We start from the raw sequence: 13,669 nt of genomic DNA, 5'->3' as shown, positions 1-13,669 counted from the left end.
CCCGGGTCGGGGCAGGCGGGACCAGAGGCCGTCAGGCGGGCAGGCGCTCGCGGAGCCACGCGACGTCGGGGGCCATGTCGCCCTTGGTCTCGAGGATGACCGGCGCTCCGGCTGCCGTGATCACGGCCGTGAGCTGGTCCGGCGGAATGGTGCCGTGCCCGAGGTTCGTGTGCCGGTCCGCACCGGACCCGGCCTCGTCCCGGGAGTCGTTCGCGTGCACCAGGTCGATCCGCCCGGTGATCGCACGCAGCTGCGCGGCGGCCTCCGTGAGGTCGAGCCCGCCCGCCCAGGCGTGGCAGGTGTCGAGGCAGAAACCGACACCGCCGGCACCCTCTGCCTTCTGGATCGCCGCCCACAGCTGCTCGATGCGTTCGAGGGTGCGGGCCATGGAGTGGTCGCCGCCGGCGGTGTTCTCCACCAGGACCGGGACGTCGGTCTCGAGCGCGTCGACGGCCTTGCGCCAGTTGTCGAAGCCCTTGGCCGGGTCGTCGCCGGCCGCGACCGTTCCCCCGTGCACGACGACGCCGCGCGCGCCCACCTCGGCCGCGCGGTCCATCGTGGTCTGCAACAGCTTGCGGCTCGGGATCCGGACGCGGTTGTTGGTCGAGGCCACGTTGATGACGTAGGGCGCGTGGACGAACACGTCCAGCCCGGCGGCCTCGACGTCCGAACGGAACGCCTCGACGCCGCCCGGGTACTCGAGATCCGGGATCTTCCACTGCTGCGGGTTGCTGAGGAACACCTGCACCTGGTCCGCCCCGAGTTCCTTCGCCTGCGGGACGGCGTCGGCGAGTGACACGTGCGCACCGATCTTCACCATGCGCCCCACCCTAGGAGGTGTGACCGACAGCCGCCGTGGTCATGCCCGTCGGACGGCACGCGACCTCCTACGATGTCGCTCGTGACCGGATACGACGCCGAGTTCATCGGCCCCGGCGGCCTCGCGGTGCCGCTGCCCGTTCCAGCCCAGGAGACCCGGCGGCTCGACTACACGCACTTCACCGTGCTGCTGGATCCGGCGCGCCGCCTCGCCTCGGTGACCGCCTGCGTCGTCGACGGCGGCAAGCTGGTCGACCTGCCCCGCACCGGAGGCTGGCGGCTGGACCTCCGGGTGCCGGCCGGGGAGCAGGCGGGGAAGAGCCTGTACGAGAACAACCCGCTGGACCGCGGCCACCTGGTACGGCGGCTCGACCCGGTGTGGGGCGACGCCGCGTCGGCCGAGCAGGCGAACCGCGACACGTTCACCTTCACCAACGCGGCGCCCCAGGTGGACGCCTTCAACCAGTCGAAGGACCTGTGGAACGGTCTCGAGGACCATGTCCTGGAATACGCGGACTCCCACGACCACCGGATCGTCGTGTTCACCGGACCCGTCCTGGACGACGACGACCCGGTCTACCGCGGGGTGGCGATCCCCCGGATGTTCTGGAAGGTGGTCGCGTGGGCCTCGGCCGACGACGGCGGTGAGTCGCGCCTGTACGCCGCCGCCTTCGTCCTCGACCAGACCCCGCAGCTCGACGACGTCGACCTCGCGACGATCACCGCCCAGGCCCTCGCCCGTGACCAGGTTCCGCCGCTCGGGCCGTTCCGCACCTACCAGGTGCCCGTGGTGGACGTGGGATCCCTCACATCGATCGATCTCGGCCCCCTGCTCACCGCGGACGTCCTCGGGCTCCGGCCGCAGCCGTCGTCCGGCGGCGAACCGGGTGGGATCCTCATACACCGTGTGCCCCGGGCGCGGCGGTGGTCCGAGCTGACCCGGCGGGACCAGATCCGCGTGCGGAGCGGTTCGTGACCGTTCGGGGTTCGGACGCAAAGTTCGTCTCAACGCCCGTTACCAATAGTCTCTAGATCGTGAGTGACACAACGACTGCCCGCGGCTCGGCACCTCACGAGATTCCCGACCCGCTGCGAGACGACGTCCGACTGCTCGGCGGCCTTCTCGGCGACATCCTCCGAGAAGCCGGCGGGCAGGAGCTGCTCGACGACGTGGAGCGCCTGCGCGAGCTGACCATCCGCGCCTACGGCGAAGGCCACGACGGCGCGCTCGCCGAAGCGTCCGTGCTGGTCGACGGCTTCACGCTGGAACGCGCCGAACAGGTCGCGCGAGCCTTCACCTGCTACTTCCATCTCGCGAACCTCGCCGAGGAGTTCCACCGGGTGCGCGTGCTGCGTACCCGGGAGGCGCAGACCACCAGTGGTCCCGCGGTCCTCGAGGACACCCTCCCCGAAGCGTTCGCCCGGCTCACCGAGGAGGTCGGCAGGGACGAGGCGCTGCGCCGCCTCGACGAGCTCGAGTTCCGGCCCGTCCTGACCGCCCACCCGACCGAGGCCCGCCGTCGCGCGATCAGCGGCACGATCCGGCGCATCTCGAACCTGCTCGCCGAGCGGGACGCGCAGCGTCCCGGCGGGGTCTCGCTCGCCGAGAACGAGCGCATGCTGCTCGCCGAGATCGACACCATGTGGCGCACGTCCCCGATCCGGCAGGCGAAGCCCTCGGTGCTCGACGAGGTCAAGACCATCATGGGCGTGTTCGACGCGGTCATGGTCGACGTGTTCCCCGACGTCTACCGCCGCCTCGACGACTGGCTCCTGGCCGGGGACGCCGGCAAGGTCACCCCGATGGCCAAGCCGTTCGTCCGGCTCGGGTCCTGGATCGGTGGCGACCGTGACGGGAACCCCAACGTGACCGCCGAGGTCACCCGGAAGGCCGCCACGCTCGCGTCCGAGCACGCCCTCACGGCGCTGGAGCGGGTCGCCGTCGAGGCAGGGCGCCGGCTCACCCTCGACGAGGGCGACACGGCGCCGTCGCCGGAGCTGAACGGCCTCCTGCTCAGCCAGAAGCAGATGTCGGGCGAGCTCGCCGGCCGGGCCGCCGACGCCTCTCCCCGCGAACCGCACCGGGCCGCGATGCTCGCGATCGCCGATCGGATCGCCGCGACGCGCACCCGCGACGCCGACCTTGCCTACGCCGACGCCGAGGAGCTGGAGCAGGACCTGCGGGTCGTGCAGGACTCCCTGGTCGCGGCCGGGGCTCCGCGCGCCGCCTACGGTGACCTGCAGCGCCTCATGTGGCAGGTGCAGACCTTCGGCTTCCACCTCGCGGAGCTCGAGATCCGGCAGCACTCGCAGGTCCACGCCGCGGCCCTCAAGGAGATCCGCGCCAAGGGTGTCCACGGCGACCTGAGCGAGCGCACCACCGAGGTGCTCGACACCTTCCGGGCATTGGGCGCCGTGCAGAAGCGGTTCGGCAAGCAGGCGGCCCGGCGCTACATCGTGTCCTTCACGCAGGAGCCGGCGCACCTGGCAGCCGTCTACGAGCTCGCGGCGTTCGCCTTCGACGGCTCGGACGACGCGCCGGTCATCGACGCGATCCCCCTCTTCGAGACGTTCGCCGACCTGCGCAACTCCGTGGACATCCTGGAGTCGATGCTCACGCTCCCCGTGGTGCAGAAGCGCCTGGCGGACAACGGACGCCGCGTGGAGGTGATGCTCGGCTACTCCGACTCCTCGAAGGACGTCGGCCCGGTCTCCGCCACCCTGGCCACGGACCAGGCGCAGTCGAGGATCGCGGAGTGGGCCGAACGGCACGACATCACGCTCACGCTGTTCCACGGTCGCGGCGGCGCGCTCGGCCGCGGCGGCGGCCCGGCGAACCGTGCCGTGCTCGCGCAGCCGCCCCACTCGGTGGACGGCCGGTTCAAGCTGACCGAGCAGGGCGAGGTCATCCTGGCCCGTTACGGCGACCCGACGATCGCGGCGCGCCACATCGAACAGGTCGCCGCGGCGACGCTGCTCGCGTCGGCCCCGTCCGTCGAGAAGCGCAACGCGGACGCCGCGGCGGGCTTCACCGGGCTCGCCGAGCGCCTCGACGCCGCCTCCCGGGCGCGGTTCCACGAACTCGTGAGGTCCGACGGCTTCCCCCAGTGGTTCGCCGAGGTCACCCCGCTGGAGGAGGTCGGAATGCTGCCGATCGGCTCCCGGCCCGCGAAGCGCGGCCTGTCGGTGAACAGCCTCGACGACCTGCGTGCCATCCCCTGGGTCTTCTCCTGGTCGCAGGCGCGCATCAACCTCGCGGGCTGGTTCGGCCTCGGGACGGCGCTGAAGGAGTTCGGTGAGGCGTCCGACGGCGGCCTGGACCGGCTGAAGGAGGCCCGCGCCCAGTGGCCGTTGTTCGCGACACTGCTGGACAACGTCGAGATGTCGCTCGCCAAGACGGACGAGCGGATCGCGGAGATGTACCTGGGTCTCGGCGACCGGGACGATCTCGCCCGGATGGTGCTCGAGGAGCTTCGCCTCACCCGCGAGTGGGTCCTGAAGATCTCGGGCAACGCCTACCCGCTGGCCGGCCGCCGGGTGCTGGGCCGTGCCGTGCAGCTGCGTTCGCCGTATGTCGACGCGCTGTCGCTGCTGCAGGTCCGCGCCCTGCGTGGCCTGCGCACCGGCGTGGACGGCGAGTCGAAGGTGGACGAGGACTACCGTGGCCGCCTGCAGCACCTGCTGCTCCTGACGGTCAACGGAGTCTCGGCGGGCCTGCAGAACACCGGCTGAGGAAGGGATCGCTCGACATGGGGCCAGTACTGGTGGGGACCTCCCACGGAACGGACGACGCCGTGGGCCGTGCCGCGGTGCGCGCACTCCTGGACGGCGTCCGTGCCGCGCGGCCCGACCTCGACGTGCGTGAGGCGTTCGTCGACGTGCAGACCCCGGAGGTCGACGACGTGCTGGCGGAGTCCGTGGCCGATGCGGGCTCCGCCGTCGTCGTGCCTCTGCTGCTCTCGACCGGGTACCACGTGCGGCACGACATCGCTCGTGCGGTCGTCGCCCATGGCGGTGCGGCGGTCTCCGCCGCGCCGCTCGGCCCGGATCCCCGGCTCGTGGACCTGCTCGCGGACCGGCTGGCGGCGATCGACGACGGCGCGGGACTGCGGCCCGACGACGTCGTGCTGCTGGCCGCCGCCGGGTCGTCGGTCGCCGCGGCGGCGGTCGCGGTCGAGGAGGTCGCGTCCGGCCTCGCGGATCGGCTGGGCCGTCCGGTCACACCGTCCTACGGGGCGGGTGCCGAGCCGCGCGTCCCGGCCGCGGTGGCGGCGGCACGGAGCGGGGCGCCCGGCACCCGCGGCAGGGTCGTCGTCGCCTCCTACCTCCTTGCTCCCGGGTACTTCCACGACCGCGTCCTGGAAGCCGGTGCGGACGTGGTGACGGCACCGCTGGCACCATCACGCACCACGGAGGACCGCCTGGTGCGGATCGTTCTCGACCGCTATGAGGCGGCGGCGGAGCAGCTCGCGGGCGCGTCAGCCGCGGCCCGCTGATCCGTCGCGTGGCCGTGCCTCGACGGAGCGCTCGGCGAGCGCGTCGAGGACCCGCTTGACGCTGGACCGGATCCCCCACCGCTCGGTGAGTGCTTCGAGGGCGATGTCGTCCTGCGGTGCCATCGGCAGCGTGCCCCCGACCGCGGGAAGCGGGGCGTCGCGAGCCACCTGGACGACCCGTGGGGCGACGGCGAGATAGTCCGCGGCCTCGACGAGCCGCTTGCGCTGCGTGGCGGTGAGGCCCTTGTCGGACTCGTCGTCCCGGGCGCGCAGGATGCCGGCCAGGTCGCCGTAGCGGTCGAGCAGTTTGGCGGCGGTCTTCTCACCGATGCCCGGCACGCCGGGCAGTCCGTCGGACGGGTCGCCGCGCAGGGTCGCCATGTCGGCGTAGGCCTGGCCGGTGGGAACCGCGTACTTCTCGGCGAGACGTGCCTGGTCGACCACGTCCGGGTCGCGCACGCCGCGCGCGGGATACAGCACACGGACGCCGTCGTCGTCGTCGACGAGCTGGAACAGGTCGCGGTCGCCGGTGACGATGTCGACGCCCGGCGGCGGTGTCCCGGGCGCCGTGCGTGCCCGGCGTACCTCGCGCTCGGTGAGCGTGCCGATCACGTCGTCCGCCTCGTAGCCGGGCGCACCGACGCGGGCGATCCCGAGCGCGGCCAGGACATCGACGATGACGGGCACCTGCGGGGACAGACCCTCGGGCACCTCCTCGGTCCCGGCGGCCTCGTCCGCGACGCGGTGCGCCTTGTAGGAGGGGATCGCCTCGACCCGGAACGCCGGGCGCCAGTCGTCGTCCCAGCAGGCCACCATGCGGTCGGGTCCGTGCTCGGTGATCAGCCAGGCGATCGTGTCGAGCAGGCCGCGGACGGCGTTGACCGGCTCGCCCCGGGGGGAACGCAGGGAATCGGGCACACCGAAGAAGGCGCGGAAGTAGAGGGAGGCGGTGTCGAGGAGCATCAGGCTCATGGGCTCAGCCTGCCATCCGACACCGACACCGACACCGACACCGACACGGGCGCTGACGCTGACGCCGGCGCCGACACGGGCAGTGACGCCGACACGGGCGCTGACGCCGGCGCCGAATCCGACAGCGGCACGGGCGACGCGGGCACGGGCGACGCGGGCACGGGCGACGCGGGCACGGCCGACGCGGGCACGGCCGACGCGCTGCGGCGACCCGGTGGGCTCGACAGGATCACTGACCTTCTGCCGCGAAAGTCAGCGAAACTATCGAATATCAATGCCTAAACGTTTGGGGCGTTGACCATGTCATCAAACAACCCAAAGAATGACGACCGCGGGGGCGACCCCGCGTGTCTCACTCACGAACGACCGCACGAGGGAGTGCATGCCATGCCGAAATCGTTTACCAAATGGAGGTCCGGACCCGGGCGGCGCGGACGCCTGGCATCGGTGCTCGCGAGCGCCGGTGCGGCGCTCGCGCTGGTCGTCACCGCCGGCAACCCGGCCGCCGCGATCGACACCAACCAGGAGGGAACTCACGACGGGTACTTCTACTCCTTCTGGTCGGACACGCCGGGTACCGTCTCCATGGATCTGGGATCCGGCGGGAGCTACTCGGTCCAGTGGAACGGCACCAACAACTTCGTGGCGGGCAAGGGGTGGAACCCGGGTTCCAGCAGCCGCGTGGTGAACTACTCGGCCCAGTACAACCCGAGCGGGAACTCCTACCTCACGCTGTACGGCTGGACCCGGAACCCGCTGGTCGAGTACTACGTCGTCGAGTCCTGGGGCTCGTGGCGTCCGCCGGGCGACGCGGACTACTACGGCACCGTGACCAGTGACGGCGGCACCTACGACATCTACCGCACCCAGCGGGTGAACCAGCCGTCGATCGACGGGACCGCGACGTTCTACCAGTACTGGAGCGTGCGGACGTCCAAGCGGACCAGCGGCACCATCACCTTCCAGAACCACGTCAACGCGTGGGCGCAGAACGGCCTGAACCTGGGCAGCCACTACTACCAGATCATGGCGACGGAGGGCTACCAGTCCAGCGGCAGCTCGAGCGTCACCGTCGGTGAGGGCTCCGGGGGCGGTGGCACCCCGCCGCCGGACGGTGGTGGGGGCGGCGACGTCACCCGCCTGCAGAACGTCGACACGGGGCAGTGCCTCGACCTCCCCGGGGGCGATACCTCGAACGGCACCGAGCTGCAGACCTACTCCTGCTACCAGGGTGAGAACCAGCGCTTCACGTTCACCTCGTCCGGTGAGCTGACGGTGCGTGGCAAGTGTCTGGACGCACCGTCGGGCGAGAACGGGGCACGCCCGCAGATCTGGTCGTGCGGCGGTGGCGACAACCAGAAATGGACCCGCGAGTCCAACGGCGTGATCCGCAACCGCCAGTACGACGTGTGCCTCGACGTGTGGAGCGGCGAGAACGGCGCGCCGGTGCAGTTGTACAGCTGCCACGGCGGGGACAACCAGCGCTGGAACCGCATCTGAGCGGTCTTTCTCCGGCGGCGGGCTGAGCAGCACGCCGCCGGCGAGGGGCGGGGTGTCCGACAGGCATTCCGCCCCTCGTGGCGCCGGCGGCGAGCGCAGTCGGTCCACTGCCGACGACGGCGACCCCTCCGGTTCAGGTGAGCAGGCCGACGACGGCGATCCCGGCCGCCACCGCGACGACCGTGGCCGCAAGAGTCCCGACCGTGCTGATCAGCGCCACTCTGACGCGGTTCGACCGAGCCAACCGCACCGTCTCCACCATGGCGGTGGAGAACGTCGTGAACCCGCCGCACAGACCCGTGGCGAGGGCGAGGCGCCACGACGCGACGTCGCCGTCCTCGAACCCGCCGAAGAGCACGAGCCCGGCGACGACGCCGATGGCCAGGGAACCCAGCACGTTGACGGTGAACGTGCCCCACGGGAACGGTCCGTGGCTCCGGGTCCGCACCGCGCCGTCGAGCATGAAGCGTGCCGCGGCGCCGACCGCCCCACCGGCGGCCACGAGGAGAAGCCCGGTCATTCCTCCGCGCCGCCTCGCGCCGCCGCGCGGGACCGCCGCAGGTACGCACTGCCCGCCCGCTCCCCGAGCAGGACGCCCGCCAGGCAGGACAGAGCGCCCAGGCAGAGCGTGACCAGCACGTACGCGACGGCCACACCTGCCTGTCCGCCGGTCAGCAGGCGTTCGATCTCCAGCGCGAAGGCCGAGTACGTCGTGAACCCACCGAGAAACCCGGTGCCTCCGGCGAGACGGACGTTGCGTCGGAGAGGCGTCTCCCGGCCGAGCCGTGCCAGAGCCTCCAGCCCGAACCCGAGGGCGAACGCGCCCAGGACGTTCACCGCGAGCGTGGCGAGCGGCCAGCCGTTCGTCGTCGCGGCGGGCGGAAGTAGGACACCCACGCCGTACCGCGCCGCGGTACCGGCTGCGCCACCGAGAGCGACCAGGCCTATCAGGCCGGGGTGGAGGTGTGCGGGCATTCCCCGCCCCTCGCCCTGGCCGGGCGGCGGAGCGGGGGTGGTCCCGGGACTCGGCGCGCTCATCGAGGACCACGATGCCGCATGTGCGCCGACCCGCGCAGCCGTGTTCACGCGGACTCTTCCTCGTCGTCACGAGGGTGCTCGGGCAGAACCACCACAGGACGGCGCTGGTCGTGGATCAGATGGCCGGCCACGGTGCCGCCCACCATGCTCTGTGCCCAGCCCCGCAGGCCCGCGCGCCGGGCACCGATCACGATCATCGCCGCACCCACCTCGTCGGCGACCCGGGCCAGCTCCCGCGCCGGGTCGCCCGCCCCCCGCACCGCCGACCAGGGCAGCCCGACATCCGCCATCGAGCGGTTCAGGCCCTCCAGCACATCGGCCGCGTACTGGTCGTCGGACATCACGATGTCGGGGTCCACCGACACCGCGAACCCGGTGGGTTCCGTCACCGCGGTCTCGTCCACCCACAGGCAGACGAGTTCCACGAGTGATCCTCCCAGGCTCTGCACGAGCGCCGCCGCCCGCCGGGGGAGGTCCGGTTGCCTGTGGTCCACGCCGACCACGACGGATCTCATCGTCACGCCCCGAGGTTATCGGGACATGTGAGCCACGTCACGAGATCCACTCCCGCAGCCGCGGAAGTCACGTCAGGACAAGTGGTCCGCGAGCCCGAACAGCGGGAACAACCGCTCCGGCGAGCGGAACGTCGTGATCCCCGTGATGGCATCCCCGTCGGTCTCCAGGACCGCCAGGCCCCAGGGGGACCAGCCGCCGTTCGGATCGGGCCGGTACTGCCCGTAGGCGAGCGACCCGTTCGCGCGCACGGGGACGCAGCGCGAACCTCGGCACCCGGACCCGACTCCGAGCATCCAGGACCTGATGTCCGCCACGCCCTGGAGCCACATGGCGTACGGCGGCATGTTCATCACGGCGTCCTCGCGCAGCAGCGCGCTGAGCTCGTCCATGTCGTACCGCTCGAACGCGTCGATGTAGCGCTCCAGGAGCTCCCTCTCCTTCGCCGACGGCTCCGTGGACGGGGTGGCGCTCGCCGTGTCGAGATCGAGCGCCCGATCCGACAGCGTGGCGCGGGCCCGCTGCAGGGCGCTGTTCACCGACGCGACCGAGGTCTCCAGCAGGTCCGCCACCTCCCGGGCCGGCCAGCGCAGGACCTCGCGCAGCACGAGAACCGCGCGCTGCTTCTCCGGCAGCGTCTGCAGCGCGGCGACGAACGCCAGCCGCACCGACTCGCGCGCGACCGCCGTGTCCGCGGGGTCTCCCGGTCCGGGCAGCACGCGATCGTCCGGTACCGGTTCGATCCAGCGTTCCTCCGGGAGCTCGGCGGCGAGGCTGTCGACCACCGGGGCCGACGGGCCGCCCAGGCCCATGGGGCGCTCGCGCTTGGCACGGCTCGAGCCGATCATGTCGAGGCAGACGTTGCCGGCGATGCGGTAGAGCCACGTGCGAAGGGACGAACGCCCCTCGAACCGGCCGTAGGAGCGCCACGCGCGCAGCAGTGTCTCCTGGACCGCGTCCTCGGCGTCGAACGCGCCGCCGAGCATGCGGTAGCAGTATCCGGTCAGCTCACGACGGTACTTCTCCAGATCTGCCACGAGCTCGGGATCGATCTTCTCGGCGGCGGGTAGGCCACCTGTCGACTGTGCCATGGCTGCCACGCTACGCCGAGGGTCTGACACCCACGCGGGACGGGACTCACGCCTCCCGGTCGATCTCGAACCAGACGGTCTTGCCCTGCCTGCGTGCCCGGGGGTTGCCCCTGGTCGCGTCGTCCAACTCGGCCCCGTCGTCGTCCTCGAACGGCTCCACCCCCCAGCGCGACGCCAGCCGCTCGAGGAGTTGCGTGCCCCGGCCGCCGAACCATCGCACGTCCTCGTCCTGGGGTTGCGGCCGTGCGGGGGACCCGTCGCGCACCCCGACGCGCACCCTCCCGGGATCGATGTCGAGTTCCGCGGCGATCGGCGCCGAGCCGTGATCCAGTGCGTTCGTCAGGATCTCGGAGGCGAGCAGCGTGATGGTGCGCCGCTGTGCGAGCGGGACTCCGCAGGTCTCAAGCATGTCGTCGATCCAGAGCCGGGCCGGTGCGAGGTCCGACAGGTCGTCCGCCACCTTGCGCTCGACCCGGGCGGTCCCCGGTGCGGAGCGATGCTCCGGGACGGCTGCCATCCGGACCCGCACGGCGAGGACGGCGACGTCGTCGTGCTGCTCCTGGCCGATGATTCGCCGCACGAGAGTGATGGGTAGCGCCGCGGTGGCCGTGTCCGCGAGGCTCGCGAGCGTCTTCTCGAGGCCGGACAGCGCCTCGTCGTCCGAGGAGGAGCGCTGCTCGGTGAGACCGTCGGTGTACAGCAGCAGCGTCTCGCCCGGGCGCAGCAGCGTCGCGTGGTCGGTACGCCGGATGGTCGGGACCACCCCGAGCATCATGTCGCTGCGTGCGTCGAGGCGTTCCACGCTGCCGTCCTGGCGGAGCACGAGCGGCGGTGGGTGCCCCGCGCTCGCCCAGGTCACCTCGTAGGCGCCGCCGCCCCGCTTGACGCGGTCCAGGCGCACGAGGACCGCGGTTCCGGAGGCATGCAGGCCCAGGCCGTCGTTCGCCTTGTCGAGCAGGCGCAACAGCTCGGACGGTGCGGCGTCGTGGCTCCACGCGAGGGCACGGAGCAGGGAGCGGAGCTGGCCCATGGTCGCGGCCGCACGCATGTCGTGGCCGGTGACGTCGCCGACCATGAGGATGGACGCCTCGTCGTCGAGCTTGACGGCGTCGTACCAGTCCCCGCCCACCTGGTCGGAGCGGGTGGCGGGGGAGTAGGTGCAGGCGAGATCGAGATGCGCGATCTGCGGCAGCCGGCTGAGCATGGACCGCTGCAGGGTGGTCGCCGCCCGGCGGCGCTCGTCGAGCAGCCACGCGCGTTCCAGGGCGTCCCCCGCGTACTGCGCGAGTGCGGCGCCGAGTGCGAACACGTCCTGGTCGTTCCGCCCCTCCCGCTCCCAGACGAAGGTGACGACGCCCACGACGCCGCTCGGCCGGATGCCGAACGCGGTGCCGCTCGGCGATATCACCGGGAGGAAGGCCCGCGCCCCCAGCCCGCGGTTGCTGTGGGCGGCGACCTCGGGGAACGTGGCAGCAAGGTCGTCGTCCGAGCTGTAGTAGAGGGGCTTGCCGGTACGGACCACCTCGCAGATCGGGCGGTCGTCGGTGAGGCGGGCGTGCCGGAAGGAGGCGGGGAACCCGGGTTCGACGTGAGCCAGCGAGGTGTAGGTGATTCCCCTCCCATCGGTGTCGATGAGCGCGAGACCGCAATAGCGTGCGCCGATCCCGGTGGTGCCGATGTCGGCGATGACCGCGTCGACGTCGTTCACGGACTGTGCGCCGGCGAAGGCCTCGGACAACGACAGCAGGAAGCGGCTGCGCCGGTTCGCGCGGACCGCGGCGTGCTGCACCCGCCGTGCCCGCTCGCGCTCGGCCTGCAGGCGGGCCTCAGCGCTGCACGCGGAGGCAAGGTCCTCCAGGGACGCGAGGGCTTCCGCGGACCACGTCCGCGCGTTCTCGTCGACGGCGACCAGCGCGCCGATCGGGCGCCCGCGCAGATCGTGCACGGGGAAGCCGGCGTAGGCGACCACTCCCAGCTCCCGCACGACGGCTCCGGGGCTGAACCGCTGGTCCTGGCGGATGTCCTCGGCGACCAGCGGAGCGTCGGCCTCGATCACGGGCATGGCGAGCTCGGTGCGCAGCCGGTCCGGACTGCCGTCCTCCGGCTCCGCCGTGTCGCCGGCCCGTCGGAGACCGTCCGGGTCCGTCGGGGCGATCCCGCCGTCGGCCAGGATCACCACTGCGGCGGCCGGTACGCCGAGATGGCGGCGCACCAGCCGGGCGAACCGCCCGAAGGCGTCGTCCGCGGCCGGGGTCCCGAGGCCGACTTGCGCCAGGTCGTTCAGGGCCTGGAGGTCCGTCGGCATCTGCCCAGTATCACGGGAAACGTCCTGGCACGCCCGTCGGTGGCGGATATCGGCGAGATGACGCGGCGGACAGGCGGTGCGAAGGCACTGCCACCGGACAAACGCATGTGTAGGTATTGCGATCCGCGTCACACCGCGCGCACACTGGACGAAGCATCGAACCCACAGTGGGGGTGGATCGTGACCGCAAGCGCTGGAACTTTCGACATGTTGCCGATGCTCGGACGCGGCAAGCACCGCAGCCCCAAGAAGGGCGCCTGCTTCATGGAGCTCGCGTCGTTCCTGGCGGGTGAGAGATGGAGCGACCACCCATCGTGCACGCACCCGCTGGTGGCCATGCTCGCTCGCGCCGTCAATGACCTGACCTCGGATCACGCGCGGCCGCAGCTCGCTCCGCTGATCCCGTCCGTGATCGGGCTGACCAGCGACGACCCGCGCTGGGACGTCAACATCGCACTGCACTCCGCCCAGGCCGCACTGCCCATCTCGCCGGCTGACCGCCAGCAGACCCTCGCCGTGGCGATCTACGGTGCCGAGCGCATGCTGGACGTCCTCGACGACCGCCCTTCCGGGACCCTGGCCCCGGAGTCGGCGGAGGCGCTGGACTCCGTCCCCAGGACGGCCGCGTGGGCCGAGAGGTTCTGCGCCGGAACCACGGTGCGCCCCAAGCGGTTCGTGCGGGACGCCGCCCCGAGCGTCGTGTCGACGGCGGTCCAGGGCATCTCCGAGGCGTTCGTGCCCGATGTCGACGCCCGGCTGCGCGCCCTGCTCGCCGACACCGTCGACAACGCGCGCCGGTGGGCCGGCAGGGAGGACAGCACCGTGCTCGATCCCGCCGCATGGCGCGAGGTGGTCAAGGAGGCGCCCGTCGGGTGACGTGATCCGGATTCACCCGGGAAACCGCGCCAATTGTGCATGACCTGAGCAAAGGGCTC

At 71.8% G+C, this 13,669-nt stretch carries 12 protein-coding genes; 5 read left to right on the top strand and 7 right to left on the bottom strand.

Annotation, left to right across the window (positions count from 1 at the left end):
• Positions 1–31: 31 nt before the first annotated feature.
• A complete protein-coding gene (locus HGK34_RS16245; RefSeq protein ID WP_201849322.1) occupies positions 32–820 on the bottom strand; it encodes a deoxyribonuclease IV in 789 nt (262 codons plus the stop codon).
• A gap of 72 nt (positions 821–892) precedes the next feature.
• Between HGK34_RS16245 and HGK34_RS16240 the strand changes: the two genes are divergently transcribed.
• From HGK34_RS16240 to HGK34_RS16230, 3 genes are read left to right on the top strand one after another with little or no spacing between them, the layout of a single operon-like run.
• Complete coding sequence (locus tag HGK34_RS16240) at positions 893–1,795, top strand: DNA/RNA non-specific endonuclease (RefSeq protein ID WP_201849321.1); 903 nt, start codon at positions 893–895, stop codon at positions 1,793–1,795.
• A gap of 59 nt (positions 1,796–1,854) precedes the next feature.
• Positions 1,855–4,551, top strand: coding sequence for a phosphoenolpyruvate carboxylase (locus tag HGK34_RS16235; protein ID WP_201849320.1), 2,697 nt, complete (start codon positions 1,855–1,857; stop codon positions 4,549–4,551).
• 17 nt (positions 4,552–4,568) lie between these two features.
• Positions 4,569–5,315, top strand: a complete 747-nt coding sequence (locus tag HGK34_RS16230; RefSeq protein ID WP_201849318.1) for a sirohydrochlorin chelatase — start codon at positions 4,569–4,571, stop codon at positions 5,313–5,315.
• On the opposite strand, the gene HGK34_RS16225 is transcribed toward HGK34_RS16230, so the two are convergent.
• The gene (locus tag HGK34_RS16225) at positions 5,298–6,287 is read right to left on the bottom strand and encodes a 5'-3' exonuclease (RefSeq protein WP_201849316.1); all 990 of its coding nucleotides are present in this window, start codon (positions 6,285–6,287) and stop codon (positions 5,298–5,300) included. The genes HGK34_RS16230 and HGK34_RS16225 overlap by 18 nt on opposite strands.
• Positions 6,288–6,674: 387 nt before the next feature.
• Between HGK34_RS16225 and HGK34_RS23290 the strand changes: the two genes are divergently transcribed.
• Complete coding sequence (locus HGK34_RS23290) at positions 6,675–7,787, top strand: glycoside hydrolase family 11 protein (RefSeq protein WP_201849314.1); 1,113 nt, start codon at positions 6,675–6,677, stop codon at positions 7,785–7,787.
• A gap of 133 nt (positions 7,788–7,920) precedes the next feature.
• Here HGK34_RS23290 and HGK34_RS16215 read toward each other — a convergent pair whose 3' ends face one another.
• The 5 genes from HGK34_RS16215 to HGK34_RS16195 all read right to left on the bottom strand — a co-directional run bounded on the left by HGK34_RS16215 (position 7,921) and on the right by HGK34_RS16195 (position 12,734).
• A complete protein-coding gene (locus HGK34_RS16215; protein WP_201849312.1) occupies positions 7,921–8,307 on the bottom strand; it encodes a fluoride efflux transporter FluC in 387 nt (128 codons plus the stop codon).
• A complete protein-coding gene (crcB, locus tag HGK34_RS16210; RefSeq protein ID WP_244666838.1) occupies positions 8,304–8,825 on the bottom strand; it encodes a fluoride efflux transporter CrcB in 522 nt (173 codons plus the stop codon). The genes HGK34_RS16215 and crcB overlap by 4 nt, the downstream gene beginning before the upstream one ends.
• A gap of 44 nt (positions 8,826–8,869) precedes the next feature.
• Positions 8,870–9,340, bottom strand: a complete 471-nt coding sequence (locus HGK34_RS16205) for a universal stress protein (protein ID WP_244666842.1) — start codon at positions 9,338–9,340, stop codon at positions 8,870–8,872.
• A gap of 72 nt (positions 9,341–9,412) precedes the next feature.
• On the bottom strand, positions 9,413–10,429 hold the full coding sequence (locus HGK34_RS16200; protein ID WP_201849308.1) for a sigma-70 family RNA polymerase sigma factor: 1,017 nt from the start codon (positions 10,427–10,429) through the stop codon (positions 9,413–9,415).
• A 46-nt stretch (positions 10,430–10,475) separates the two neighbouring features.
• Entirely contained in the window at positions 10,476–12,734 is a 2,259-nt protein-coding gene (locus HGK34_RS16195) for a SpoIIE family protein phosphatase (RefSeq protein WP_244666837.1), read from the bottom strand.
• Positions 12,735–12,914: 180 nt separating this feature from the next.
• Here HGK34_RS16195 and HGK34_RS16190 point away from each other — a divergent pair, with 180 nt between their 5' ends.
• Positions 12,915–13,610, top strand: coding sequence for a hypothetical protein (locus HGK34_RS16190; RefSeq protein WP_307816014.1), 696 nt, complete (start codon positions 12,915–12,917; stop codon positions 13,608–13,610).
• Positions 13,611–13,669 lie beyond the last annotated feature (59 nt).

The sequence above is a fragment of the Myceligenerans indicum genome, assembly GCF_016742955.1.
In the GTDB taxonomy this organism is placed as follows: domain Bacteria; phylum Actinomycetota; class Actinomycetes; order Actinomycetales; family Cellulomonadaceae; genus Myceligenerans; species Myceligenerans indicum.
The sequence above is the reverse complement of the archived record's forward strand: the minus strand, read 5'-3'. Positions and strand labels throughout refer to the sequence as shown.